The organism is Synechococcus lacustris str. Tous, assembly GCF_003011125.1.
GTDB lineage: Bacteria > Cyanobacteriota > Cyanobacteriia > PCC-6307 > Cyanobiaceae > Synechococcus_D > Synechococcus_D lacustris.
In genome coordinates this window covers 1-24,883 of the sequence record NZ_PXVC01000025.1, presented here as the reverse complement: position 1 = coordinate 24,883, position 24,883 = coordinate 1, and the positions used below count along the sequence as shown (strand labels likewise).

The 24,883-nt window shown below is 54.4% G+C and carries 29 protein-coding genes and 1 pseudogene; 12 read left to right on the top strand and 18 right to left on the bottom strand.

Going from position 1 to position 24,883, the window contains the following annotated elements:
• The 5 genes and pseudogenes from C7K08_RS07040 to C7K08_RS07020 form a co-directional block, all read right to left on the bottom strand.
• Positions 1-789, bottom strand: a 789-nt coding sequence (locus C7K08_RS07040) for an FkbM family methyltransferase (protein WP_117434634.1), incomplete at its 3' end; no start/stop codon positions are given.
• A gap of 279 nt (positions 790-1,068) precedes the next feature.
• A pseudogene (locus tag C7K08_RS07035) lies at positions 1,069-1,632 on the bottom strand (ISAs1 family transposase); the annotation flags it as partial.
• Between the two features lie 126 nt (positions 1,633-1,758).
• Positions 1,759-2,232, bottom strand: coding sequence for a transposase family protein (locus C7K08_RS07030; protein WP_106499931.1), 474 nt, complete (start codon positions 2,230-2,232; stop codon positions 1,759-1,761).
• Between the two features lie 29 nt (positions 2,233-2,261).
• The gene (locus C7K08_RS07025; protein ID WP_106499930.1) at positions 2,262-2,489 is read right to left on the bottom strand and encodes a hypothetical protein; all 228 of its coding nucleotides are present in this window, start codon (positions 2,487-2,489) and stop codon (positions 2,262-2,264) included.
• A 29-nt stretch (positions 2,490-2,518) separates the two neighbouring features.
• The gene (locus C7K08_RS07020) at positions 2,519-3,439 is read right to left on the bottom strand and encodes a glycosyltransferase family 4 protein (RefSeq protein WP_241537122.1); all 921 of its coding nucleotides are present in this window, start codon (positions 3,437-3,439) and stop codon (positions 2,519-2,521) included.
• 8 nt (positions 3,440-3,447) lie between these two features.
• Here C7K08_RS07020 and C7K08_RS16375 point away from each other — a divergent pair, with 8 nt between their 5' ends.
• Positions 3,448-3,603: a hypothetical protein gene (locus C7K08_RS16375; protein WP_241537121.1), complete on the top strand. Its 156-nt coding sequence runs from the start codon at positions 3,448-3,450 to the stop codon at positions 3,601-3,603.
• 6 nt (positions 3,604-3,609) lie between these two features.
• Here C7K08_RS16375 and C7K08_RS07015 read toward each other — a convergent pair whose 3' ends face one another.
• The 9 genes from C7K08_RS07015 to C7K08_RS06970 all read right to left on the bottom strand — a co-directional run bounded on the left by C7K08_RS07015 (position 3,610) and on the right by C7K08_RS06970 (position 10,175).
• A complete protein-coding gene (locus C7K08_RS07015; protein WP_106499928.1) occupies positions 3,610-4,746 on the bottom strand; it encodes a glycosyltransferase in 1,137 nt (378 codons plus the stop codon).
• Complete coding sequence (gene rfbB, locus C7K08_RS07010) at positions 4,743-5,837, bottom strand: dTDP-glucose 4,6-dehydratase (RefSeq protein ID WP_106499927.1); 1,095 nt, start codon at positions 5,835-5,837, stop codon at positions 4,743-4,745. Before rfbB ends, C7K08_RS07015 begins: the two co-directional genes overlap by 4 nt.
• Positions 5,838-6,193: 356 nt before the next feature.
• Entirely contained in the window at positions 6,194-7,057 is an 864-nt protein-coding gene (gene rfbD / locus C7K08_RS07000; protein WP_106499925.1) for a dTDP-4-dehydrorhamnose reductase, read from the bottom strand.
• Positions 7,058-7,630 carry a dTDP-4-dehydrorhamnose 3,5-epimerase gene (gene rfbC / locus C7K08_RS06995; RefSeq protein WP_106499924.1) on the bottom strand — a complete coding sequence of 191 codons (573 nt, stop codon included), beginning with the start codon at positions 7,628-7,630 and terminating at the stop codon, positions 7,058-7,060.
• Positions 7,630-8,514 carry a glucose-1-phosphate thymidylyltransferase RfbA gene (rfbA, locus tag C7K08_RS06990; protein ID WP_106499923.1) on the bottom strand — a complete coding sequence of 295 codons (885 nt, stop codon included), beginning with the start codon at positions 8,512-8,514 and terminating at the stop codon, positions 7,630-7,632. Before rfbA ends, rfbC begins: the two co-directional genes overlap by 1 nt.
• Position 8,515: 1 nt before the next feature.
• Positions 8,516-8,995 carry a 6,7-dimethyl-8-ribityllumazine synthase gene (ribH, locus tag C7K08_RS06985; RefSeq protein ID WP_106499922.1) on the bottom strand — a complete coding sequence of 160 codons (480 nt, stop codon included), beginning with the start codon at positions 8,993-8,995 and terminating at the stop codon, positions 8,516-8,518.
• Positions 8,996-9,034: 39 nt separating this feature from the next.
• Positions 9,035-9,223 (bottom strand): photosystem II reaction center protein PsbZ, encoded by a 189-nt coding sequence (gene psbZ, locus C7K08_RS06980; RefSeq protein ID WP_106499921.1) that lies wholly within the window; start codon positions 9,221-9,223, stop codon positions 9,035-9,037.
• An 81-nt stretch (positions 9,224-9,304) separates the two neighbouring features.
• The gene (locus tag C7K08_RS06975) at positions 9,305-9,790 is read right to left on the bottom strand and encodes a ribonuclease toxin HepT-like protein (RefSeq protein ID WP_106499920.1); all 486 of its coding nucleotides are present in this window, start codon (positions 9,788-9,790) and stop codon (positions 9,305-9,307) included.
• Positions 9,791-9,794: 4 nt separating this feature from the next.
• Positions 9,795-10,175, bottom strand: a complete 381-nt coding sequence (locus C7K08_RS06970) for a nucleotidyltransferase family protein (protein WP_106499919.1) — start codon at positions 10,173-10,175, stop codon at positions 9,795-9,797.
• 228 nt (positions 10,176-10,403) lie between these two features.
• Between C7K08_RS06970 and mutS the strand changes: the two genes are divergently transcribed.
• Entirely contained in the window at positions 10,404-12,848 is a 2,445-nt protein-coding gene (gene mutS, locus C7K08_RS06965) for a DNA mismatch repair protein MutS (protein ID WP_423218691.1), read from the top strand.
• Here the strand turns inward: mutS and C7K08_RS06960 are convergent.
• Positions 12,836-13,444 carry a precorrin-8X methylmutase gene (locus tag C7K08_RS06960; RefSeq protein WP_106499918.1) on the bottom strand — a complete coding sequence of 203 codons (609 nt, stop codon included), beginning with the start codon at positions 13,442-13,444 and terminating at the stop codon, positions 12,836-12,838. The genes mutS and C7K08_RS06960 overlap by 13 nt on opposite strands.
• 2 nt (positions 13,445-13,446) lie before the next feature.
• Between C7K08_RS06960 and holA the strand changes: the two genes are divergently transcribed.
• From holA to C7K08_RS06945, 3 genes are read left to right on the top strand one after another with little or no spacing between them, the layout of a single operon-like run.
• On the top strand, positions 13,447-14,415 hold the full coding sequence (gene holA, locus C7K08_RS06955) for a DNA polymerase III subunit delta (protein WP_106499917.1): 969 nt from the start codon (positions 13,447-13,449) through the stop codon (positions 14,413-14,415).
• Between the two features lie 23 nt (positions 14,416-14,438).
• Positions 14,439-16,205, top strand: a complete 1,767-nt coding sequence (locus C7K08_RS06950; protein ID WP_106499916.1) for an aspartate kinase — start codon at positions 14,439-14,441, stop codon at positions 16,203-16,205.
• Entirely contained in the window at positions 16,202-17,518 is a 1,317-nt protein-coding gene (locus tag C7K08_RS06945; protein WP_106499915.1) for a sugar transferase, read from the top strand. Before C7K08_RS06950 ends, C7K08_RS06945 begins: the two co-directional genes overlap by 4 nt.
• A 43-nt stretch (positions 17,519-17,561) precedes the next feature.
• Here the strand turns inward: C7K08_RS06945 and dnaK are convergent, their stop codons facing one another.
• Positions 17,562-19,454 carry a molecular chaperone DnaK gene (gene dnaK, locus C7K08_RS06940; RefSeq protein WP_106499914.1) on the bottom strand — a complete coding sequence of 631 codons (1,893 nt, stop codon included), beginning with the start codon at positions 19,452-19,454 and terminating at the stop codon, positions 17,562-17,564.
• Between the two features lie 90 nt (positions 19,455-19,544).
• Between dnaK and C7K08_RS06935 the strand changes: the two genes are divergently transcribed.
• Genes C7K08_RS06935 through C7K08_RS06920 form a run of 4 tightly spaced genes read left to right on the top strand, consistent with a single transcriptional unit; the run spans position 19,545 to position 21,835 of the window.
• Positions 19,545-20,450, top strand: coding sequence for a shikimate dehydrogenase (locus C7K08_RS06935; RefSeq protein ID WP_241537119.1), 906 nt, complete (start codon positions 19,545-19,547; stop codon positions 20,448-20,450).
• A complete protein-coding gene (locus C7K08_RS06930; RefSeq protein ID WP_106499913.1) occupies positions 20,447-20,911 on the top strand; it encodes a Tic20 family protein in 465 nt (154 codons plus the stop codon). Before C7K08_RS06935 ends, C7K08_RS06930 begins: the two co-directional genes overlap by 4 nt.
• Before the next feature lie 50 nt (positions 20,912-20,961).
• Positions 20,962-21,378, top strand: a complete 417-nt coding sequence (gene rpsF, locus C7K08_RS06925; protein WP_106499912.1) for a 30S ribosomal protein S6 — start codon at positions 20,962-20,964, stop codon at positions 21,376-21,378.
• A gap of 58 nt (positions 21,379-21,436) precedes the next feature.
• Positions 21,437-21,835 carry a hypothetical protein gene (locus C7K08_RS06920; RefSeq protein WP_161955830.1) on the top strand — a complete coding sequence of 133 codons (399 nt, stop codon included), beginning with the start codon at positions 21,437-21,439 and terminating at the stop codon, positions 21,833-21,835.
• On the opposite strand, the gene C7K08_RS06915 is transcribed toward C7K08_RS06920, so the two are convergent.
• Positions 21,765-22,985, bottom strand: a complete 1,221-nt coding sequence (locus tag C7K08_RS06915) for an argininosuccinate synthase (RefSeq protein WP_106499910.1) — start codon at positions 22,983-22,985, stop codon at positions 21,765-21,767. The genes C7K08_RS06920 and C7K08_RS06915 overlap by 71 nt on opposite strands.
• A 31-nt stretch (positions 22,986-23,016) precedes the next feature.
• A complete protein-coding gene (locus tag C7K08_RS06910) occupies positions 23,017-23,202 on the bottom strand; it encodes a hypothetical protein (protein ID WP_106499909.1) in 186 nt (61 codons plus the stop codon).
• Positions 23,203-23,250: 48 nt separating this feature from the next.
• Between C7K08_RS06910 and C7K08_RS06905 the strand changes: the two genes are divergently transcribed.
• The 3 genes from C7K08_RS06905 (at position 23,251) to C7K08_RS06895 (ending at position 24,861) form a co-directional block, all read left to right on the top strand.
• Positions 23,251-23,502, top strand: coding sequence for a DUF3134 family protein (locus C7K08_RS06905; RefSeq protein WP_106499908.1), 252 nt, complete (start codon positions 23,251-23,253; stop codon positions 23,500-23,502).
• 79 nt (positions 23,503-23,581) lie between these two features.
• Positions 23,582-24,610 (top strand): phospho-N-acetylmuramoyl-pentapeptide-transferase, encoded by a 1,029-nt coding sequence (gene mraY, locus C7K08_RS06900; protein ID WP_241537118.1) that lies wholly within the window; start codon positions 23,582-23,584, stop codon positions 24,608-24,610.
• Between the two features lie 5 nt (positions 24,611-24,615).
• The gene (locus C7K08_RS06895) at positions 24,616-24,861 is read left to right on the top strand and encodes a hypothetical protein (RefSeq protein WP_106499907.1); all 246 of its coding nucleotides are present in this window, start codon (positions 24,616-24,618) and stop codon (positions 24,859-24,861) included.
• Positions 24,862-24,883 lie beyond the last annotated feature (22 nt).

Genomic DNA, 24,883 nt, shown 5'->3' with positions numbered 1-24,883 from the left:
ACATTTTCCAAACGCCTTAAGGATAGGGAGTATTGCGTCAGCATATCTCCTCCTATTCCACTCCATCATGATCGCTAGTTCCCCTGAATTGGCAATAGTTTTTGTAGCACCCATCAGAACGTCACCCTCGCCTCCTTCAACATCAAGCTTAATAAAGTCAATACTACTTATTCCCACCGAAGAGCAATAATCGTCCAAAGAAATACCATTAACAATGCAAACATCAACGTCTGACAAGTTTTCGTGATAATTAGCCAAGTCTACGTTGAAACCCTTAGTCGATGCACTCCCTTTATGCATAGAAGGTATATGAAGCTCAACATTTTCACCAGAGGAGCTAGTAACTGCGCCGTGAATAACACGAGATCGAAGTGCTAGTCCGTTTACAAGAACAGTTTTATGCAGAAGAGGAATCATGGAAGGATTCGCTTCAAAAAAATGAACGGTTGAGCCTCCTGAAAATCTTGACAATGTAAGACCATACCAACCAAAATTAGCTCCTACATCGAATATAACTGGGCTTGCCTTTTGTGCAACTAACGCCTGACAGTGCTTGGTTAATGCTTCTTCCCACATACCATTAAGTATTAAATGCGGCGCGAGAGAAATATCACGCCTGTCAACTGCAATAACTTGCCCGGTAAAAATGCACGTCATGACAACATCTTGACCCGCATGGTAATACCGAGCATTTTTAGCACTATTTGCAAAAGCAGCAATTTCTTGAAGCCTAGAGAAAAGCGCCTCGTTAATTATATGCTTTAGCAGGTTACGCGGGAATTTAATCACGAAGCTTTGCCTTGGCAAGTAAATTGACTATAGAGCATTAAAAGCCCGATATGATTAGCATAAGTTAGATTTGTCAAAAAATGAAATCACGATGGATTTTGAGCACTCGCCTATTCAGCAAGGCCAAAATATCGACATCCATCATGCAGAATGCCGATCGAAGGTCATCCCAAGCGCAACCTTAGCGACTTGCAACATAATATTTTAGCCTGAAGGGGATTCCTTGCGCCAGTCGCACATATGTGATTCCTTGGCATCCAGGGCTGATTCAAAGTCTCATCATGGGTTTGGTTCTGGCTGTTGCTGCACCATCGCCAGCAGCGCCTTGATGTCGTGCATCACGGCCTGCATTCCGGCGCGAATTGACTGAAAACCGCCCAGCCGCAGCAGGTTCATCGCTGCCGTGCGCAGTGTGGCCATCGCCCCAGCGCCGTTGCCGCGGTAGCGGTGGGCATCCTCGTGGAGCTGGGTGTCGCGAATCCAGTGCCAGCCCTCAATGCTCCAGCGGTCGCGCACCAGTTGCAGCAGAGCTTCTGGGGTGGTGCGCAGGCTGGTGAGGAACAAATGGGTCGCCCGAAACGGCTTCCCATCACGGATGCCATCAGCGGTCATCTCCACGATCCAGCTGGTGCCGATCCAGGCCTCACGTATGTGCTCTGGAGCTTGTTTGGCGCGTAGGGTCCAGGTGATGTTGCGGCCGTGGCCGATCTCGTGATCCATTGCCACAAAAGGGATGTGACGCTTCCCCTGGAACTGGGATTGAATCTGGCGATGCAGCGTCTTCTGGTTGCCCTTGACCGTCAGGAGGAAGTCGGCCCCCTGCTCCTGGAGCTGCCGAAAAACGGGCGCTGGGTATGCAAGGCATCCGCCTGGAGCAGAACGCCCTCAAGATCCAGCTCGCCAAGGAGCTGCTTCAGCACCGCCCGTTCGTGGTTCTCCCCGGTGGCGTAGCAGGCCTGGCTGTAGCCCTCAGGCTTCTCCGTAGCAGTTGGCCACGCCCAAGGCGGCGGAGTACAGCCCGACTTGGGCAATGAACGCCGAGCCGCCACCAGCTGTGGGCTCAATCGAACCCCTCAAGGTCTTGCCGTCAAACACCAGCCGATCAAGATCGGCTGCGCCACCTGGGATCTGAGCGATCGTCCAGTCGCGGATAGCGGCGCACAGAGAAGCGACGTCAACCTGGCGGAAGAAGTAACGGAAGGCTGAATCCGAGGGCGGCCGCCTGAGCTCGAGGCCCAGCGCCTCTGTCAGGACGCTGTGATGGCGGATGGCAAAGCGCTCCAGATCCCGCAGGCTCTGGCAGCGGCTCAGGATCCCGAGCACAGCCACCAACAGGAGGTACCAAGCCGGAATGCGCACGCCACGGCGCATCCGCGCATCCGGTATTGCCTTGAGGTAGCTGATCAGGTCGAGATCGGTTGCAGCAGAGTCGCTTTTGAGCACTGGGAGGAGGCGATTCCGCCGACCTCAACTCATGCTGACAGCACTGGCAAGAATGCCTGTGACGGACTTTGAATCAGCCCTGCCTTGGCATCAACCACGTAGGGGCGCCCAACTACCCAGAGTTGCCGCCTTGCAATTTGATAGATCCCCATAATTGTAGAAACAAGGCAGCCCGCGTGCTCACACAAGGCATTTTCAAAAGCATATCCATTAAAGTGCATAAATTTATCCAGGGCGAAAAGAGCAAAACCAACCACTTTTGTGGCGCATTCTGAAAAGTTCTATATTACCAAGAGGCTGCACAAGATATAATGTTTACAATCTTAGATCTCTGATCAGGTATTGGCAAGGAAAGCGCGAAGCCCCTTCCCAAAGAAGAAAGCTGCTTCCATAAGCAATCATCTGTAGCCAATCCAACAATAGCCATGATTAAAGAATCCATTGCATTGCCGTGGTTAAAGAATAAAGAGGTGCCATCGTGGAGTTCTCGATGCACAGGGATATCACTAATGATGGTGGGAAGGCCTTCAGCCTTGGCTTCCATAATCGGATAATCAAAACCCTCCATTGTGCTCGCCGAAACAAGTGCCAAGCTGCCTCTAAGCAACTGTACCAACTCAGTAGAGGAAACCCCATCGAGCAAAACCACCCGCTCAGGTTTCGGCAGCTTCTCCACAATCTTCTTCAACTCAGGGGTTTGGCGGCCTCTACGACCCACTATCACCAGACGACCTAGCCAGTGTGGTTTTCTCTCCATCAACTGGCCAAAGGCACGCACCACCATGGCAACATTTTTGTTGCGATCATGCCGCGCAAGCATCAGCAGATCCTCGCTAGCCGGCTCCGCAATCGGTTCGCGTTCTATGGCAATACCGTTATAGACAACTTCAATCTTGCTAGCCGGCACACCAAAATCAACCAACTGATCTGCGACAAAATGGCTTATGGCAATCACGCACTTGGCCTGATTGAGATGGCGCGGCGTCCAATATCGATACCGCAAGCTTGCTTTACGGCTATTTGATATATACAATGGCGTGAGGTCGTGGCAAGTGATCACTTGAGACACCTGGGGCAGCGCCAGCAAGGCATCGCAATAGGGGCTATAAATGCCACCCAGATCCTCAATGCGAAGCCCTACTTTTTTCAAGGCCCCCTTCACATCAACTCCATGCTGGGTAAGGGAAAGACGATGCAAAAGAGCCAACCGCTTTGATGCTGGCCCTTGCTGGGGAAGCCAATGATCATTGCGGCACTCCGCACCCCCCTGATCACCCAAAACAAGCTGATGACCTGGAATTCCAGGCATTACCCGATGCACATAACTCGAAAAACCCGAATGCCCTGGGCTATAAAGAAGCAAATTACTGAGCAAGGTCATGGCAGCACCTCAGCAAATCTGGCCTGCCATACAGCCCTGCTAAACACGCGGATATAGCGCTGCTCAGCAGCCTCAGACGCGTGATCGAGCAAAAGTGAATCATTTGCCAACTTATCAATCACAGCTACGAGATCTTGACGCTTTAAGCACGGGAGAGTCAAAACCTGCTTCAAATGGGACACCCAGGCAATGCCTGAACGGGGAAAATCAAACGCCAACGCCGGAACTCCACAGGCCATCGCCTCCAACTGAACTATCCCAAAGGCCTCATTGCTCGAATCAGCAGGAAGCACCAGCAGATCTGAATCGCGCAACAAGACCAGCTTTTCCTGTTCGCTGACTCGACCATGAAACACAACTGCTTTGTCGATACCTAATGCCTGTGCCTGAAATTCCAGCTGCATGCGCAGCGACCCATCGCCAATCACATGGAGCTCAGCTGTTATGAGTGCAGCACAGGCCTCGATCAGCCAATCCACCCGCTTGTAGCTATCGAGTCTTCCAATAAATATCAGTCGCAGGTGCTGCTGTTGGCTCCGCATCTGTCGATGGCGGCGTTGCTCCGCAATTTGCCCATACAACTGCTCCTGCAGCTCCCCCAGGCAGCAGGGCAACACAAACACCTTTATACGCGGAACCCCTTCTTCAAAAAGAGCCTCAGCGAGTACCGGTGAGGTTGTCACGACAACTTGAACTCCATAGGTCGCCCAGCGCAAGGCAAGCAACTGGTAGAAGCCAATCAACCAGCCTTGGGGCCCTCTGGGGGCTTGTAAAAATGCGTGCCAATGCAGGCGGATTGTCCTGCCTGGTTGCATCAGCCTGGCGAACACACTCACCGCCAGCAAACCTGGGCAGGGAAGATGAACATGCAGCTCATCTGAACTGGTGAGCACAGCCCATAGACGCCGCGATGGCAAAGGCAGCAAAAGCTGACGACCAAGTTTGATGCTGGGCAGATAACTGCGGCGGTAAAGCACCGGCAGCGAGGGGTCGTCAGCCGATGGGTCATAGGGCTGCAGGGAGATAGTGGCGCTCAATTTCCCCTGGGCGTGCCAGGCAACCGCAAGCTCATGGGCCACCCGCTCCACACCCCCATGGCCAGGAGGGCATTCACGCACGAGTTGAATAATCACACCGCAACAGGGGCAACGCCGATGCGCTCACCGCTGTATCCCGCCCGATCCCTCACGGCGGCGCACCAATCCAAATTGGCGAGATACCAATGCACGGTGGCCGCCAGACCTTCCTCAAAGTTGTGGCGGGGCTGCCAACCCAGCTCCGCGCTGATGCGGGTGGGATCAATGGCATAGCRCCGATCGTGGCCAGGACGGTCGGTCACCGGCGAGATCAACCGGTCATGGGGAGCACCGGAGGGCCGCCGCTGATCCAGCAGGGCGCAGATGGCCTCCACCACCTGCTTGTTGTTGCGCTCGCCGTGGCCTCCCACACAATAGCTGCGGCCCAGCTGTCCCTGGGTGGCCGCCAGCAGCAGCGCCTCCACGTGGTCTTCCACATACAGCCAGTCRCGCACGTTGGCGCCGTCKCCRTASARRGGAATCGGYTCGCCRGCCACGGCCTTGAGRATCACSACCGGGATCARCTTCTCGGGAAACTGCCAGGGGCCGTAGTTGTTGGAGCAGTTGGTGAGCACCACCGGCAGCCCGTAGGTGTGCTGCCAGGCGCTCACCAGGTGATCGCTGGCGGCCTTGCTGGCCGAATAGGGGGAACGGGGGTCGTAGGGGGTGGTTTCTGAGAAACGGCCGGTGGGCCCCAGCGAACCAAACACTTCATCGGTGCTGATGTGGTGGAAGCGGAAGCCCTCGCGCCGCTCCGCCGGCAGCTGCTCCCAATGGGCCCGCACCGCCTGCAGCAGGTTGAAGGTGCCGCTCACGTTGCTCTCGATGAACGCCGCAGGCCCATCGATCGAGCGATCCACGTGGCTCTCGGCTGCCAGGTGCATCACCAGGTCGGGATCGGCCTGGCGCACGGCTGCGGCTGTGGCATCGGCGTCGGTGAGGTCCACCCGCAGCAGCTGGTGGCGCTGGCCCGCCTCGGGGCCCAGGCATTCGATGCCGGTGAGATCGCTGGCGTAACCCAGCTTGTCGAGATTGAACACCGTGGCGCTGGAATCGCGCAGCAACCGGCGCACGAGCGCGCCGCCGATGAAGCCGGCGCCGCCGGTAACCAGCACGCGGTTGATCCCTTCGGGCAGTAATGAGGGCATGGGATCAATCAAGCTTTTATGAGGCTACCGGGGAACGTTGTTCCACAAACCATCCCCACGGAAGGGGGGCATGCCTACGGGCAAAACGCCTTTAACCATGACCTCATGGGCTTGATTTACGGCACCGTTCAGCTCTCCAACCCCTCGAGCCCCGAGCTGCAGGGATTGGAGGTGCGGGCCCTGGCCCCCAGCTGCAGTCGATCCCCGTGAACCCGGAAAGCGCCAACATCCCCTTGAGCCTGGCCGCCGGCTGGGGGTGAGCTGAAAGTTTCAAAAATAGTACTACTCGTACAGATTTGCCGACAATCCCAAAAACCACACATTAGGCGGGCAGGCGCAGCCTCTGCAGCCAACGCTCAGCCGGGGTCCAGCACCCGGGCAAGGGCAGCCCGCCAGTGCACAGGCTCTAGCCCCAGAGCCGCGCGGCTGGTGCTGCAGTCGAGCAAGGAATAGCTGGGGCGCTGTGCCGGGGTGGGGTAGTCAGCCGTGGTGAGTGGCAGCACCCGCGCCGCCCGCTCCAGCAACCCCGCCGCCATCCCCAACTCACCAATGGCCACGGCAAAGTCATACCAACTGGCAACACCGGCATCGCTCCAGTGCAGGATGCGAGGGCCGCTGGGATCTGCACCCACCCCAATCGCCCGCCAGCAGGCCGCCGCCAGGCTGAGGGTGCTAGTGGGGCAGCCCACCTGATCGGCCACCACCCCCAATTGCTCCCGCTCCCGATGCAGGCGCAGCATCGTGCGGCAGAAGTTCTGGCCCACCGGGCCATAAACCCAACTGGTGCGCAGCACGCGTGAGCCTGACAACTGCAGCGCAGCCGCTTCGCCCGCTGCCTTGCTGGCGCCATAAACCCCTAGCGGATCGAGGGCCTGGTCTGGCCGATAAGGGCTGCCCTGCAAACCGTTGAACACAAAATCCGTGCTCACTTGCAACAACCGGCCGCCGSTGGCGGCCAAAGCCTCGGCAAAGGCAGCAGGGGCGCCTGCGTTTACCGCTAAGGCAAGCTCAGGCTCACTCTCAGCTTTATCTACCGCCGTGTAGGCACCAGCATTAAGTACCCAATCAGGTCGATAAAACCTCACCGCTTCGCTGCAAGCTTGGGGGCTTGCCAAATCCAATTCAGCTCGGCCACAAGCAATTAATTCAATCGGCTTAGATTTTGCAACCATCAAGGCCTGGCCTAGTTGACCATTAGCACCAGTAAGAAGAACCCTCATTYAAAAAAGATCAGCTTCCTGTAAGGCYGYGAATAATGGCGAAGCTGCATCTTTCTCTGAAAGCTGAACTCGRGCTCCTTGYAATTTTTCTAACGGCCAATTAATTGCTAGCTTAGGATCATCCCAACGGATCGCTCTTTCAGAAYTGCGATTCCAAAAATCGGTTGTTTTATAGAGCACCTCAGCATGTTCACTTATGGTKAGGAAACCATGGGCAAAACCAGGGGGAACCCACAGTTGTTTGTGGTTWGCTGCACTTAAAATCGAYCCATGCCATTGGCCAAATCCACGGGAATTTGAGCGTAGGTCGACRGCCACATCATAAATCTCTCCATCCACGCAGCGCACCAACTTGCCTTGAGCATGGGGGGGAAGCTGGTAATGCAAACCTCTCAGCACACCACGGCAGGAACGSGAATGATTATCTTGCAGAAACTCAACAACTGATTGGGAATTCGCACTGAGGAGATCATTAAAACTTTGTTGATTCCAACTTTCAAAGAAAAATCCTCGCTCATCTGTAAATACGCGAGGTGTAAGCAATAGTGCATCGCCTAGATTTTCAAATTGCATCAATCTAGCTCCTCCAATATCTGCAATAGGTAATTYCCATAACCACTTTTCTTAAGGGGGGCAGCCAATTCTTCTAATTGCTCAGCATCAATCCAACCCATGCGATAGGCCACTTCTTCTGGGCAGCCCACTTTTAAGCCTTGGCGATGCTCCAAAGTGCGAATATAGGCTGCTGCTTCATGCAAAGAATCGGGAGTGCCAGTATCCAGCCAAGCCATTCCCCTACTCATTAATTCCACCCGYAATAAACCATCTTCTAAATAACTGCGATTTAAATCTGTAATYTCTAATTCACCCCTTGGCGATGGTTTCACTTGTTTAGCTCTYTCAACCACTGATGAATCATAAAAATATAAACCAGTAACRGCAAAACGGCTGCGGGGWKCTTTTGGTTTTTCCTCTAACCCTTTAACCAAGCCATTGCTATCAAATTCAACAACTCCATATCGCTCTGGATCTTTAACAGGATAGGCGAATACAGTTGCCCCAGCAGCATCGCTATTGACCGCCTGTAATTGCAAGCTGAGATCGTGTCCGTGAAATARATTATCACCCAACACTAAAGCAGCAGCGGCATCRCCRAGAAATCCTGAACCAATCAAGAATGCCTGGGCTAATCCATCTGGGCTCGGCTGTTCCGCATAATTTATCTGCATTCCCCACTTGCTACCATCGTTCAATAAACGTTCAAAGGCAKAACRATCTTGAGGGGTTGTGATTATCAAAACTTCTCTTAATCCCGCCAACATTAATGTTGTTAGCGGGTAATAAATCATTGGCTTATCATACACAGGCATTAGCTGTTTACTCACAGCGGTTGTCATCGGAGCAAGGCGYGTACCACTACCYCCAGCGAGCACAATGCCCTTTCTATTTACTTTCATTTTACTGAGGTAACCCACGCAGCAAGCTGCCCATTTCTAAGGCCTGAAGAGCATAGCTCCAGCCCAAATTGCTCTTAATGCCCGCCCGCTCGAGGGCCTGCTGCAAATTATCGGTAGTGAGCACCCCAAATATCACTGGCACCCCGGTGTCACGGGCAACGGCGGCAACTCCTTTACTCACTTCCGCCACCACCACATCAAAATGGGGTGTATCACCGCGGATAACAGCGCCAAGGGTGATAACCACGTTGTAGCTGCCGCTGCGCGCTAAGCGTTGGGCCACCAATGGAATTTCAAAACTACCGGGCACCCAGGCCACATCAACCTGCTTGCTGCTCGGTTCCACATCCAAACCGTGGCGGCCAAGGCAATCAAGGCAACCACTCAATAATTTGCCTGTTACTAAATCATTAAAGCGACCCACTACCACTGCAATCTTTAGGTTTGCAGCATCGGTAAACCGGCCTTCAAAAACGGTCATGGCCGTTGATTTACAAAAATTAGTTATCGAATTCTAGGCTCACACCACAAATACGCTTACGCCCCAGTTCAAAAGCACTAGGGCCACCCATGCCAAGCCGCCCACCAAAATCAGGCGATTGCTGCGGCCGCTGTCGTCGTTGCTGGCATAAAGCACCGGYACAGCAACGATCAAGGCAAAGGACATAACCACCAAAGCCAAAACGGTAAGRGTGTTGAGAATTTGCATGGTGAAGYGGCAACCATGGGCCTGGCTTGYTCAATTCTCCCATGGCGCCCATGGYCCAAGCGCTCAAACCCAAATGGAACTTCACAGGTTGTGGGAACTAGCTACTTCACGCAACCAGCTGCGGAATTCGCGTAGATCGCTCTCTAGTTCCTGCCAAAGCAATGGCAACTGTTCAAGCAGCAGTTCAATTGGCTCTGGCCGCAACTCATCGGCATAAAGATTYCGCACTAARTGGCGAAAGCGCAGATATTCCTGCAARCCCTTTTGACTGCACTCACYCAACACTGCTGGCCGCTGGCTTGTAGCCATGGCCATCCGCTCCAATAACCGGCGGTGCCAACCCTCACCTTGGCTTGGGGTACCGCCATTAATAACCCTGCTGATCAATAGCAAGCAGCGCTCCACAGCTGTATAGAAACTGTGCAATCGCAATGCTGCTGCTTCCACCACCTCTCCCCCTTGGCTAAGCCTTGGCAATAGAGGTTCAAGGCTTGAAACCAAACGGCCGAGCCGTTCGGTTTCCCTTAAAAGATCATCATGAAGTTCTTGTAGATCAGCGGGTTTCATTTAGTTAAAGAGCTTCACTGGTTCGCAACAGGCGCTGGCAAAGCTCCTGGCCTAAATCTTCGGCGCGTTTTAAATCCACCGGCCTGCTTATAAAAACTTCTGCCAACGCCAAAGCATGCAAAACATCCTCGGCAGCTAAACCCTCCACCAATAAATCAATATCGGAATTGCTATGAAAACCAGCCCCTAACAATGAACCAAAAAGCCATAACGCCTTAATTCCTGGCCAGCGCTGACGCAATGCCGAAGCTGCCTCACGGATCTGCTGCAATGCCTCCAACCGCTGCTGCTCGAGCAAAAGCTGGTCGTTTGCAAAGCGCTGCTGCCAATAGGTTTGGGCATAGGTGCTCATCAAACCATTCTGATGCAAMCTACGATCAGCCACAAGTGATTTTTTTCTGTGGCCAGCAGCGAACCTGCTATCCAAGGCAGCCTATTTGCCCCYGAGGAAGATCMAAACGCCCAAGRGCTAGAGCAGGAACTARRYAARGAWYCAGAGCAACAAAAACSGCGCCGCCGCAGCCATCCAGGCAAAAGCCAGCCAGCTAGCACSCCCTTAGCYRRCMCAYCGCAAAACAACAACGAACTACCCCCTTGGCAYCACCACAGCCTTGTGGARYCAGCGGCACTACCGCCAATGCTGCGCCACTACGTGGAACTCAAGGCCGCCMATCCCGAACGGGTGCTTTTTTATCGATTAGGCGATTTTTTTGAATGCTTTTTTGAAGATGCCCTTTTAACCAGCCAGCTTTTAGAGCTCACCCTCACCGGCAAAGAAGGGGGTAAGGCCCATGGCCGCGTGCCCATGGCAGGCATTCCCCACCACGCCTGTGAGCGCTACTGCAGCGAATTGGTGCGCCGTGGTTATGCCGTTGCCCTTTGCGACCAACTGGAAGCTGTTGCCGCCAARGGTGARTTAYTGCGGCGCGACATCACCAGGGTGCTCACCCCCGGCACCGTGCTTGAGGAGGGCATGCTCAGCGCCCGCCGCAACAACTGGTTAGCGGCAGTGGTGCTGCACAACAACCRCTGGGGTTTAGCRGTAGCTGATGTTTCCACCGGYGAATTTCTGGTGCGGGAACGGGAGGGTTTAGAGCTGCTSCAGCAGGAATTACAGCAACTGGARGCAGCTGAATTACTGCTGCCMGGCCTTGARGCCAACCAAAAACCAGCCTGGTGYRCTGCTGGCTTGAATGTCACCCCCCAATTGCGCAGCCCCTTTGAAAGCAGCGAAGCCAGCCGCACCCTGCTGAAGCGCTACGGCCTTAGTTCCATCGARGGCCTGGGCCTGATCGAATTTCCACTGGCCCTGCGGGCTGCCGGTGGCCTGATCAGCTACCTGGATGCAAGCCAACCGGGCAGCACCCTGCCTTTAGAGCGGCCCCTAACTGTATTTAGCGGKGATGCGATGGTGATCGACCAGCAAAGCCGCCGCAACCTTGAATTAAYSGCCACCCAAAGGGATGGYGTATTTCAAGGATCCTTGCTTTGGGCCCTTGATCGCACCCACACCGCCATGGGSGCAAGGGCACTGCGCCGTTGGTTGGAGGCACCGCTTTTAGATATCAAAGCGATTCAGGCAAGGCAGGARGCCATTGCCCTATTTGTAGAAAAGCGTCCGTTGCGCCAAGCCATAAGGCGATTGCTTAGGCCCATGGCCGACCTTGAACGGTTGGCCGGCCGYTGCGCTGGCGGCCATGCCAGTGCCCGTGATCTGGTGGCCCTAGCCGCTGGTTTAGAGCGCTTGCCCCTTTTRGCTGATCTGATCAAACAAGGCCAAAGCGAGGCCAAAAACCATGCTGAACCGCTGCTTGCCCTGCAGCAGCCGCGGCCAGATYTGCAAGAACTAGCTGCCCTGCTGCAGCATCAATTAATCGAAACGCCACCCCTTTCGCTCACTGAAGGCGGTGTTATCAACGATGGCGTTGATGAAAGCCTTGATGAATTGCGCAATCGCCTTGATGAACAGGAAAACTGGCTGGCGGAAGTGGAAAGGCGCGAGCGCCAAGCCAGTGGTAATCCAAATTTACGCCTGCAATTTCACCGCAGTTTTGGCTATTTCCTTGCGGTAAGCAGGGCAAAGGCTGGCCAGGTGCCAGACCATTGGCTGCGAAGGCAAACCCTAAGTAATGAAGAGCGTTTTGTTACYCCAGAATTAAAAGAACGGGAGGGACGCATCCTGCAGTTGCGGGCMCGCAGCCAGCAAAGGGAGTACGAGCTCTTCTGCCGCCTCAGGGAACAGGTGGGCCAGCTAGCAGCCCCCATCCGCGAAGCGGCAAGGGCGATTGCAGCCCTCGATGCCCTGGCCGGCTTGGCCGAACTTGCCGCCACCCAGGGGTATTGCAAACCTGAAATTAAAGAAGATCGCTGCCTCCTAATAGATGCAGGCCGCCATCCGGTGGTGGAGCAATTACTAACRAACACAGCCTTTGTTGCYAACAACATCTGCCTTGGTGCCGGCACCGATCTAATCGTGTTAACGGGCCCTAATGCCAGCGGTAAAAGTTGCTACTTAAGGCAAACCGGTGTTTTACAACTGATGGCCCAGGTGGGCAGCTGGATTCCAGCCCGCAGTGCCCAATTGGGCTTGGTGGATCGTTTATTTACGCGGGTGGGTGCTGTGGATGATCTAGCCAGCGGCCAATCCACCTTCATGGTGGAAATGGCTGAAACCGCCAATATTCTTCAACATGCCAGCAATAGATCCCTGGTGTTGCTCGATGAAATCGGCCGCGGCACCGCCACCTTTGATGGCCTCTCGATCGCCTGGGCCGTTGCTGAACATTTAGCCATTGGCATTAATGCCCTTTGCATATTTGCCACCCACTACCACGAGCTAAATGCCCTTGCAGATAACTGCAGCAATGTGGCTAATTTTCAAGTGGCTGTAGAAGAGCAAAAAGATGCACTCGTTTTTCTGCATCGGGTGATCGCCGGAGGGGCCAGCCGCAGCTACGGCATCGAAGCCGCCCGCCTGGCCGGGGTGCCCATGGTGGTGGTGGAGCGGGCTCGACAAGTGCTTAGAGGTATTGAAAACAAACAAGTTCACGCTGTTTGATTCAACCAAGCCCTACGCAACAGGGCATTAAGGGCTGCTGCCACCAAACCAGCACCACCGCGGCTGCCCTCGAGGCGGATATGGGGCAAACCACTGCGGGCTAATTCCCGTTTGCTCTCCTTCACACCCACAAATCCCACAGGCATGCCGATCACAAGTGCAGGCGTTGCCCCTAAWGCCAACAACCGCATCAGGGCCGTGGGAGCACTGCCAATCAAAACCAGCGCCTTGGGGTGGGCCCTAAGCGCCTGTTCAATRCCGATGGCTGTGCGGGTTTCTCCAGCTGGAGYCAAGCTTGGCGCCCAATCCAACACCGAATGCACCGGATTTGCAAAGGTGCGCGCTGCCATGGGAGCTACCGCTGCTGCWGCCATGGCTGTGTCTGTGAGGATCACAGCTTTTGCTGCCAATGCAGCSATTGCCAAATCGCAGGCGCCGGGGGAAAACCGCAGTAATGGGGCAAGGCTTAGGTCGCCGCTGCTATGCACAAGCCTCTCCAATACCTCCTGTTCAGCAGCTTCTAAACCGGTGGGCCCTAACCAAGCCTGGATTCGGGCGATGCTTTCGGTGAAGATCGGGTGATCCAAATAMTGCACAAATGCCCATCCATCTCTACTGGGGGGACGATCAAGCCGCCCTGGATCGGGCAATYCAACAGCTTATYAAYCAGGTGGTAGATCCAACCTGGCARAGCCTCAACCTCAGCCGCCTCGATGGCAGCAATAGCGCAGAAGCCGCCCAAGCCCTYAGTGAAGCCCGCACGCCGCCACTTGGTGCCGGTGATCGCTTGGTGTTGTTGCAAAACAGCCCCTTTTGCAGCASCTGCCCCAGCGARCTGGCAGCCCAGCTGGAGCCMTGCCTCAACTTGATTCCAAGCAATTGCCATCTATTGCTAACAAGCAGCAGCAAACCAGATGCRCGCCTGAAAAGCACCAAGGCCATCAAGGCGGTGGCCCTTGAAAAAAGCTTTGCCCTTCCTGCCATTTGGGATGGGGCAGGCCAAATAGATCTAGTGCTTAATGCCGCCGCTGCCATGGGCTTGCAAATCAGCCCCCAAGCGGCAGAAGCCCTAGCGGAAACGATTGGCAGCAACAGCGGCCGCCTGGCTGGTGAATTGGAAAAACTGAGCCTCTATTGCGCTGATCAAGCGATTGATGAAGCAGCCGTAGCCGCCCTAGCTGGCCCTAGCCAGCACAATGCCCTAGCCGTGGGGGAAGCACTGCTGGCAGGCCATTTGGGGGAAGCCCTGCTGCAAATCGATGGATTAATCGCCGCAAATGAACCGCCATTGCGGTTGCTGGCGGCGCTCACAAGTCAACTGCGGGGTTGGCTATGGGTGAGCCTCTTGGATCGCCAGGGTGAACAAGATGTAGCTGTGATTGCTAAAGCCGCGGGCATCGGCAATCCCAARCGTATTTATGTGATGCGTAAACAACTGCGCGGTAAGGGGCCAGATTCTCTCCTAAAGCTGCTGGCTAAATTGCTTGAGGTGGAGGCCGCCCTCAAAATGGGTGTGAACGCCGGCGCTGCTTTTCGTGATGGCCTGTTGATGGGGCTAAACGGATAATTAAAACTTGGATCCATTGAGTTATGGCGCTGCTGGTTCAGAAATACGGGGGCACCTCCGTGGGCAGCGTGGAGCGGCTCCAAGCAGTGGCCAAACGGGTGGCAGCCAGCAAAGCAGAGGGCCACGATTTAGTGGTGGTGGTATCGGCGATGGGTCGCACCACCGATGAACTCACGAGCCTGGCCAAGGCCCTTAACCCCCACCCGCCCCAGCGGGAGCTCGACATGCTGTTGGCCACCGGCGARCAGGTGWCSATTGCACTGCTGGCCATGGCCCTCCAGGCGGAAGGTGTGGCTGCCATCTCAATGACGGGTCCCCAGGTGGGGATCGTTACCGAATCAGCCCATGGCCGCGCCCGCATCCTTGAGGTGCGCACCGACCGTTTGCARCGGCACCTGCAGGAGGGATTTGTGGTGGTGGTGGCTGGTTTTCAAGGCACCAGCAGCGGTGCTGGCGGCAGCCAAGAAATCACCACCCTCGGCCGCGGCGGCTCCGACACCTCTGCCGTTGCCCTTGCTGCTGCATTAGGGGCCGATGCCTGTGAGATCTACACCGATGTGGATGGCGTGCTCACWACCGATCCGCGCAAGGTGCCTGAGGCGCAACTGATGGCAAAGGTGTCGTGCGATGAAATGTTGGARTTGGCCAGCCTTGGCGCCGCCGTGTTGCATCCAAGGGCTGTGGAAATTGCCCGTAATTACGGCGTACCCCTGGTGGTKCGCTCCAGCTGGAGCGATGCGCCAGGCACCAGTTTATTTAGTAGTGGCGGCCGCAGGGCAATTGGCAACGATGGCCTTGAGCTAGGTAAACCCGTAGATGGCGCCGAGCTGCTTGAAGGTCAAGCCGTGTTGGCCTTAGCCCACATACCCCATGAGCCAGGCATTGCCGCACGCCTCTTTGAAGCCCTYTCAAGCGCWGGCCTTTCCGTTGATTTGATCGTTCAAGCCACCCATGAGGGCCAAAGCAACGACATTGCCTTCACCCTTGATGCAGCAGATCTAAACCAAGCAACCAMCGTGTGCCGCCAGCTGCTAGGGGAAAACTGCCAACTAACAGCCCAAGCGGGCCTAGCAAAATTAAGCATCGCCGGCGCCGGCATCATGGGCAGGCCTGGGGTGGCAGCGAAATTATTTGATGGCCTCAGCCAAGTGGGCATCAGCTTGCGCATGATCGCCACCAGYGAAGTGAARGTGAGCTGCCTAATCCARGGGGACCAAGGCGAAAAAGCATTGCGCACCACAGGGCAAGCATTTGGCCTTGCGGAACAGCAATTGCGCCATAACCCCAAGCCAASCGGTGTTGATCAACCGGAAGTGCGGGGTGTGGCCCTTGATGTGAATCARGTGCAACTAGCCGTTAGCCATGTGCCAGATCAACCCGGTTCAGCCGCGGCCCTATGCCGTGCCTTAGCTGATGCAGGCCTCAGCCTCGACACCATCGTGCAATCGGAGCGGCAAAGCGAAAGCGCCATGGGCAGCTGCCGCGACATTGCCTTCACCCTTCCCAAAGATGATCACCAACGGGCAATGCAGGCCCTAGGCCAAYTAATWCGCCAATGGCCCAATGCAGAAATCATCACCGGGCCCGCAATCGCCCGGGTGAGTGCTGTGGGGGCAGGCATGCCRGCAACTGCAGGCACAGCCGCCAAACTATTCCGCGCCCTCGCTGATGCACAAATCAACATTGAAATGATTGCCACCAGCGARATCAGGATCAGTTGCGTGGTGGCAGAAGCTGATGGCGAAAAAGCATTGCAAGCTGTGCATAGGGCATTTGGATTAGARCGATGAGTTGGTTACGCCACCGACAACCGCTGCTGCTTACGGCGCTGCTCGATGGCCTTGCCCTCGCCCTTGGCCTATTTTCAATCAGTGAGGCGCGCCATGGCGTGCAACTAAATTCAATACAACAAATAATTGGCTTAATAATTAGCTATTGGATATTGAGCTGGTTATTTGGCAGTTATTCATTGCTACGCTGGCCAAAATTAAGTTGGCCCTTGATGTTGCAACGGGTGGGCTTAAGTGCCCTGGCAACCCTAATACTCGCCCTAYTAACTGGCTGGCTTGTTAAAACAACACCCCTGGAGCTGCCATTACTGCAGAGGGGCAGCTTGGGGCCATTGATGCTATTCACTGGCATCGCATCAATAGCAATCCGAGTATTTTTACATCATCTCCAAACCAAGCGCACCACAAGATGGAGCGCCCTGGTAGACGCAACAGAAAAAGATCAAATTAAAAAAGAATGGCGCCGCTGCTTTAATCGTTTAGAACCACAGTTATTCGAACTTAGTTGCCTTAGATCTGCTTTTGAAGCACCAAGTGCAATGCTGGCTGTTAGCCCAATTATTCAACAATCAGTTGATCTGCAACCACTACTGCAGGAGGCGCTAGTGCGGGGGATGCGATTAACAAGCCTGGCCCAACTTGCGGAGGAAGAACTCCAACGAATTCCGGCACAATGGTTAGATCAATCAGTATTGCAACTCGGTGAATTAGCAGATGGCCGCCAATTGGGTTTAAGCCGCCAGCTAAAGCGCTTTGCCGATTTACTTATCAGTGCAGTGCTATTGATTTTCACCATACCGATTTTAATACCTATCGCACTTGCTATTTATCTACAAGATCGCGGACCTGTGTTCTATTCACAGATCCGCACCGGTTTGTTTGGTGAACCATTTAAAATCTACAAATTACGCACAATGCATCAGAAAGCAGAAACAAATGGTCCCCGCTGGAGCGGCCTAAACGATCAGAGAATCACACCGATGGGAAAGTGGCTTAGGCAAACACGTTTAGATGAATTACCGCAGTTGCTAAATATTATTAAAGGTGAAATGAGTTTGATTGGTCCTAGGCCGGAACGGCCTGAGCTAGAACACAATTTAGAAGCAGAGATACCAAATTATAGGCTTAGGCACTTGCTTAGGCCAGGTTTAAGTGGTTGGGCCCAAGTAAACATGGCCTATGCATCAAGTGTTGAAGACGCTGAATTAAAACTATCCTATGATCTCTATTACTTAAGAAACTACGGGCCCTGGCTAGATCTATTGATCTTAATGAAAACGATAAAAACCGTTCTTAAGGGTGCCGGCCGCTAGCCACTTGAGTAGCTAGCGGCTCAAATGTTTCAAAGGAAACTAACTACTTAGTTTCCGTAAACTCAGCATCAATCACATCATCACCACCAGCTGAACCTGGATTGGCACCTGGATTTGGAGCGGCGGCATCAGCACCTGCCTGTTGATAAACAGAGGCGCCAGCTGCATATAGGGCCTGTTGCAGCTGCTCTTGAACGGTTTTCATGGTTTCAAAATTTTCCTGAGAGATCGCCTCTTTCAGTTGATTAGCGAAACCTTCAACCTTGCCTTTRTCTTCTGCTGAGATCTTGTCGCCCAGTTCGGTGAGTTGCTTTTCAGCTTGATAAACCAGGGTTTCAGATTGATTTTTTAGATCAATCTTTTCACGACGCTCCTTATCAGCGCTGGCATTWGTTTCAGCATCCTTCACCATTTTCTCAACTTCGTTATCACTCAGGGTGGAAGCACCGGTGATCGAAATTGTTTGCTCCTTGCCGCTGCCTTTGTCCTTTGCGGTAACGCTAAGGATGCCGTTTGCATCGATATCAAAGGTAACTTCGATTTGGGGTACGCCCCTGGGGGAAGGGGGGATGCCATCGAGGCGGAAGGTGCCGAGGCTCTTGTTATCGGATGCCATTTCCCGCTCCCCTTGGAGCACGTGGATTTCCACATTTGTTTGACCATCCACCGCTGTGGAATAGGTTTCGGTTTTTTTAGTGGGAACGGTGGTGTTGCGGCTGATCATTTTGGTCATCACGCCACCAAGGGTTTCCACACCCAGGGAAAGGGGTGTTACATCCAATAGAAGGATGTCTTTAACTTCACCGGCCAACACACCGCCTTGGATGGCAGCGCCAACGGCCACCACCTCATCGGGGTTAACGGTTTGGTTTGGATCTTTACCGGTTACACGCTTAACCAAGCCTTGAATTGCTGGGATGCGGGTGGAACCACCCACCATCACCACTTCGTCCAATTCGCTGGAGGATAATTTTGCATCTTTTAATGCCTGCTCCACCGGCACTTTGCAACGATCGATCAGCTTTGATGCCAATTCTTCGAATTTGGCCCGGGTGAGATTCAAATCAAGGTGCTTAGGGCCCTCAGGTGTGGCCGTAATAAAMGGCAGATTGATCTCACTTTGGCTGGCGCTGGAAAGCTCAATCTTGGCTTTTTCAGCGGCTTCGGTGAGCCTTTGCAAAGCCTGTTTATCTAAACGCAGGTCGATACCTTCATTGGCCTTAAAGCTATCGGCGAGGTAATCAACGATCACTTTGTCGAAATCATCGCCACCAAGGTGGGTGTCGCCGGAGGTGGAAAGCACCTCGAATACCCCATCTCCAACCTCAAGCACAGACACATCAAAGGTGCCGCCACCAAGGTCGAACACCAAAATGCGCTCATTACTCTTTTTATCTAAGCCGTAGGCCAAGGCAGCGGCAGTGGGTTCATTAATGATCCGCAGCACCTCTAAACCAGCGATCTTGCCGGCATCTTTTGTGGCCTGGCGCTGGGAATCATTGAAATAGGCTGGAACCGTAATTACAGCTTGGGTAACGGGTTCACCGAGATACTTRCCGGCATCTTCCGCCAACTTGCGCAGCACCTGGGCTGCAATCTCTTCCGGTGCAAATAGCTTGCTTAATACGGGGCATTTCACCTTCACATTGGCGCCAGATTTTTCAACGCCATAGCTCACTTCACTGGCTTCTTCGTTTACTTCATCAACACGCCGGCCGATAAAACGTTTCACCGAGTAGAAGGTATTTTCCGGRTTCATCACCGCCTGTCTTTTAGCGATCTGACCCACCAATTGATCTTGATTTTTGGTGTATGCAACCACTGAAGGGGTGGTGCGAAAACCTTCCGCATTRGCAATCACGGTGGGCTTGCCCCCTTCCATCACCGAAACACAGCTATTGGTGGTGCCGAGATCGATGCCAACAACTTTTCCCATAGGAACTCCTTGCAGAACGTTTCAAACTTGTTGCATCCTCGGCAGCAGGGGCCCATCCCGACGAGGGGTGGTTCCCGAACCCTGAACCAATTGCCGCTACCAGCCATCAACCACCCCAGCCCCATCGATGGCCAAACAGCCTTATTGGCAGTGATTGGCGATCCAATTCAGCATTCGCTTTCACCGCTAATGCATAACGCTGCCTTGGCGCAGCTTGGTTTGAACTGGCGTTATCTAGCGCTTCCAGTGCCGCCAGAACGGCTTGGGGAGGCGGTGCAAGGGCTTGGGGCGATCGGCTGCCGTGGTRTGAGCGTCACGATTCCCCATAAGGAATCGATTGCAGCACTGYTGAATAGTGTCGACCCCATTGCAAAACAATTGGGGGCAGTGAATTGCCTAGTGCCGGATGGCAGGGGTGGTTGGCATGGCACCAACACCGATTGGAGCGGTTTCCTTGTTCCCCTCCAGCAACATTTCAGCAATGGCGCTGAAACGGCCCTAGTGCTGGGTGGTGGAGGGGTGGTGCGGGCGGTGCTGCACAGCTGCCAGGCGCTGGGTTTTAAGCGCTTGCTGCTGCGGGCAAGAAATAAACAAAAAATGGAGGCCTTGGCCGCCTGGGCYGCAACTTTGGCATTGCCCCTGGAACTACTGCCATGGGAAGAACCATTAACTGAMTTGCTGCCCCAGGTGGATCTAGTGGTGAATGGCACCCCCCTTGGCATGGGCGAATGGCAGCAGCAAAGCCCCTTGAGCGAAGGGCAGCTGGCGCTATTGCCAGCCCATGCCCTGGTTTACGACGTGGTTTACACGCCAAGGCCCACCCGCCTRCTGCGGGAGGCTGCTGCCCGGGGGCTTGCCTGCCAAGACGGCTTAGAAATGCTGGTGCAGCAGGGGGCTGCCGCCCTCAAGCTCTGGACGGGTTTRGGGCAAGTGCCCGTTGATGCCATGGGCAAAGCCGTTGAGCAAGCCCTTGCAAAACCTAGGCTGRTGCCATGAACCAAATACCGATCTGGCAAAGGCTGCTGGCCTTGCTCACYTACCTACTGCCCTGGAGCGATGCTYTGCCCTTTGGCAGAGCGCTGTTTGCGGTGTTTCCTTGGTTGACCTTGCTGCAGTTGCCGGCCCTACCACTGCTGTTTTTGCAGCAAGCGGTGCCCTTTGGTAGYTTCGTTTTGTTTTTGGTGTTRTATCTGGCGGTGGTGCGCAACCCCCAGGTGCCCCAATACCTGCGCTTCAACGCCCTGCAGGCAATCCTGCTCGACATTTTGCTGGTGGTGGTTTCCCTSGGCTTCAATGTATTGCTGTCACCTTTGGGCGACAGCATCGTGCTRCGCACCTTGAACAACACCGTATTTATCGGCAGCTTGGCGGTGCTTCTTTATGCAGTGCTGCAATCCCTRCRGGGTAAAGAGGTCGATCTACCAACCATTTCAGAAGCGGTGCGGATGCAGTTGTAAGCTTGTAAAAAGCCTCCGAGCCACTGGTTCGGGTTCACCCCACAGGCACCATGAGCGAACGTCCCAACTACGAAACGATGTATATCCTCCGCCCTGATATMGYGGAGGATGAGGTTGAAACCCACACCAATAAATATCGCGATCTTGTGATCGAAAAYGGCGGCACAATCATCGATAACCAACAACGSGGTAAGCGTCGTTTGGCTTACAACATCGGTAAACACCGGGAAGGTGTTTATGTGCAGTTGAACTACAGCGGCGATGGCAAACAGGTGGGTCCCCTGGAGCGGGCCATGCGTTTAAGCGAAGACGTGATCCGCTACCTAACCGTTAAATACGAAGGCCAGCACAGCTCCTTGGGAAGGAGCACCACRCCTGTGGCACCAATGGAAAGCAGCGCCCCYCGYCAAGATCGGGAGCTGGTGGGTGCTGCTGCCGCCATTCCTGCCGCCAGCGACGACGACTAAACCCCCCTTGCTGGGGGCGGTTTTCACCGATAGGGTCGCGCCAGAAAGGTGARAGTTCATGCAAGCGAAGTGGTCAGTGGAAGATGAGCCGCTGCCCCAATGGCTTGAGGAGTTGGAACCCCAGGCAACAGATATCCGCAGGGATTTGGAGCTAGAGGAATTGCAAACTCTCCTGGAGGAGCTGCCGGGAATTTTTGAGCGCAAATTTGAACAACGGCTGCAACCGGTGTTGGACCAACAGCAAYTGCTGCTTGCTGAAAATGAACGCTTGCGGGCCCAGGTTGAGCGGCTACTGCCCCAACCTGGTGAGGTGCGGCTGCGCTTTCCTGATAAGCGCCCCCCTARCCCAGCAAGGGCMCTCGTAGCAATGCCGCCCCTATTGAGGCTTATCCGTGGTGGCCGTTCCGACGTTGGGCTGCTGCCCACAGGCGAATGGGAAGACCCCACACATAGATAAAACCTTCAGCGGCGAGGTGGTTGAACTGATCTTCGCCGCCATAGGTAGCCATATCAGGYACATACAAGCTGTTATTTGCACTGCTGCGGCCCACAACCGTGGCATTGCCCTTATGCAATTTCAAACGCACCGTGCCGTTAACAGTRCTTTGGCTGCAATTRATAAAGGCATCGATCGCCTCCTTGAGGGGGCCAAACCACAGCCCCTGATAAACAAGGTCTGCCCATTGGCTCTCCAATTGMCGTTTTGTGCGCAACACATCAGCSGCAAGGGTGAGGCTTTCCAATTCCTGGTGGGCACGAATCAATAAAAGCAGCCCTGGGGTTTCATAGATCTCCCTGCTTTTTATGCCAACCACTCGATTTTCAATCATGTCTAGGCGGCCAAAACCATGGGCACCGGCCAGGGCATTGGCTTTGCGGATGAGGGCAACCGGATCCAGCTCGATGCCATTTATGGCGATGGGATTGCCCTGCTCAAAACGAATTTCCACCAATTCAGCAGTGGCGGGGGCAGCTTCCACTGAACTGGTCATGGCGTAGATCTCCTCCGGTGGTTCCACATCTGGATCCTCAAGGGAGCCGGCTTCGATCGATCTACCCAAAAGGTTTAGATCAATTGARTAGGGAGATTTTTTACTAACCGGTGCAGGAATACCGCAGCGTTCGCCATAGGCGATCGTTTCTTCACGGCTCATGCCCCATTCCCGCGCTGGRGTTAACACCTTTAGTTCTGGTGCCAAAGCGCCRATAGCCACATCAAATCGCACTTGGTCGTTGCCCTTACCGGTGCAGCCATGGGCYACGGCATCAGCRCCCATTTCCCGGGCGATTTCCACCAAACGCCKGGCGATTAGAGGCCTTGCTAGGGCAGTGGAAAGGGGATATCGGCCCTCATAAAGGCCATTTGCCCKGATGGCGGGGAAGGCAAATTCATTAATAAATGGAGTGATCAGATCGCCAACAATCGCCTCGCTGGCCCCTGATGCCAAAGCTTTTAAACGGATCGGCTCCAATTCATCGCCCTGGCCCAGATCAGCCGCAAAGGTGATYACCTCCGCCACACCCCATTCATTTTTTAAATAGGGGATACAMACRCTGGTATCCACYCCTCCGGAATAGGCGAGCACCACCTTGTTTGCCCTTGCCATGCGCGCCAGCTATTCAGATCTATTGATTCTCTTATGTGGCCCGCCCCCGGGCAACAATCCATAGGGTTGTGAGTGTGGGTAAAACCAAAACAAGCGCCCACACCAGCAGGGGATTTTGGGGCAACACCAGGTTCGTGCTGCCGGCATAAACCAGCAACCACGACCCCAACAKGGCACCACCCCAGGCGATCAACAATTGAATTGATTTGGAAGGCATGGGCTAAGGTTAAAACTCTGGTAACTAGATCGTTTGAGTACCACGGCGATGAATAGCCTCGATAGTTTCAACCCGTCCCTCACCCGCTACGACCGCAGCGCYCCAGCGCCGGTTTTACCGCTGCGGGATGAACCCGACCTATTGAGCTGGCTAGAAAGCAGCGGCCGGCTTGTGGCAGAAGAAGAAACCGCCAGTGCTGATCTAGCAACCGTTGAGGAAGAGGAACTCTCAGCCTTGATGGGTGAAAAGGAGGACTACTCCCAGCCGGAAGAAAGCCAAGAAGAAAACTGGGAAGACTAATCAGCAGGTGGGCGCTTCTGAGCTGAGCAGCAAACCAGCCTCGAATTTCCCTGGTTCAGGTARTACCTGGGCTTKGGGTTTGATTGCTCTACTGCTGCTGCTGGCAATTTGCTGCGACCTGAAATTAGCTGCTTTTCAAYTRAGCACCCCATTGCTACTGGCTTTTGCGCTTAGCTGGCTGGTGAATTTATGGGGCATACCAAAACTAAAAGCCCTAAAGATGGGCCAAGTAATCCGCCAGGAGGGGCCCCAATCCCACCACAGCAAATCAGGCACACCCACCATGGGCGGCCTGCTGCTTGTGCCCTGTGGGGTGTTGGTGGCTGGTTTGGTGAGCCCGGGSGATCAACGGCTATTGCCAGTGGCCTTAGTAACGCTTGCTTTCATGGTGATCGGYGGCATAGACGACTGGCGCAGCCTCACAAAACGCACCAACACTGGCCTAAGCGCCAAAGGCAAACTGCTRTTRCAGGCAATTGCCGCTGCCTTATTTCTTGTTTGGGCGGCATTRCATGGGGCACTGCCAAGCGRCATTGCCTTGCCCTTTGGCTGGTGGCTRCCCCTGGGGWTTTTGATTTGGCCCCTTGCCCTATTTGTATTTTTRGCCGAGAGCAATGCCACCAATCTCACCGATGGCCTTGATGGCTTGGCAGCTGGTGTGGGRGCAATCGTATTTATGGGYTTGGGYTTGCAACTKATGCTGCGGGGCAATGGCGGCGATCCAGCCCTGGCTGGTTTCTGCRCTGCTTTAGCTGGCGCTTGGCTTGGCTTTTTAGTGCAYAACCGCAATCCCGCCAGGGTGTTTATGGGTGATACCGGCTCACTGGCGATGGGGGCAGCCCTGAGTGCAATTGCGCTGCTCTCCAACAGCCTGTGGCCCTTGCTTTTGATGGGAGGGGTGCTGCTRGCTGAATCGTTATCTGTGATCCTGCAGGTKTGGGTGTTTAAAGCAACCAAGGGGGCTGATGGCCAAGGGCGTCGCTTATTTCGRATGGCACCTTTGCACCACCATTTYGAACTGGGGGGCTGGAGTGAAATAAAGGTGGTGGYTGTTTTTTGGCTAGTGAGCTTAGGGTTAGTGGCGCTGGGTTTWTTACTGCGGCCGTAAAACAAATGCCCTATTTCACCTGGAAGGAAGAAGGCCTAAGCCAAGATTGCGCCAGCTTGGCGGCCATGGCAGCCCGTTTTGAAGAAGCGGCCAAATTGATGCGGCGTATGGCAGCTGAGGGTTTTGAAGTGGAACGCGTGAATGGCTGCCAACAGATCACCCACCCAAATCCAGATGTATTTAAGGCCTACGGCTTTATTAATGAAGAAAAAGCTGAAAAGCAATTGGATTTAATAATTGAAACTAATTAACGCTTTCTAAAACCAATAAGCC

Bases quoted from the DNA above. Each gene is read 5' to 3' on its own strand.
- C7K08_RS16375 (WP_241537121.1), top strand. From the start codon at position 3,448: ATGCTGGCCCTTGCTGGGGAAGCCAATGATCATTGCGGCACTCCGCAC.
- ribH (WP_106499922.1), bottom strand. From the start codon at position 8,995: ATGACCGTTTTTGAAGGCCGGTTTACCGATGCTGCAAACCTAAAGATT.
- C7K08_RS06895 (WP_106499907.1), top strand. From the start codon at position 24,616: ATGCCCTATTTCACCTGGAAGGAAGAAGGCCTAAGCCAAGATTGCGCC.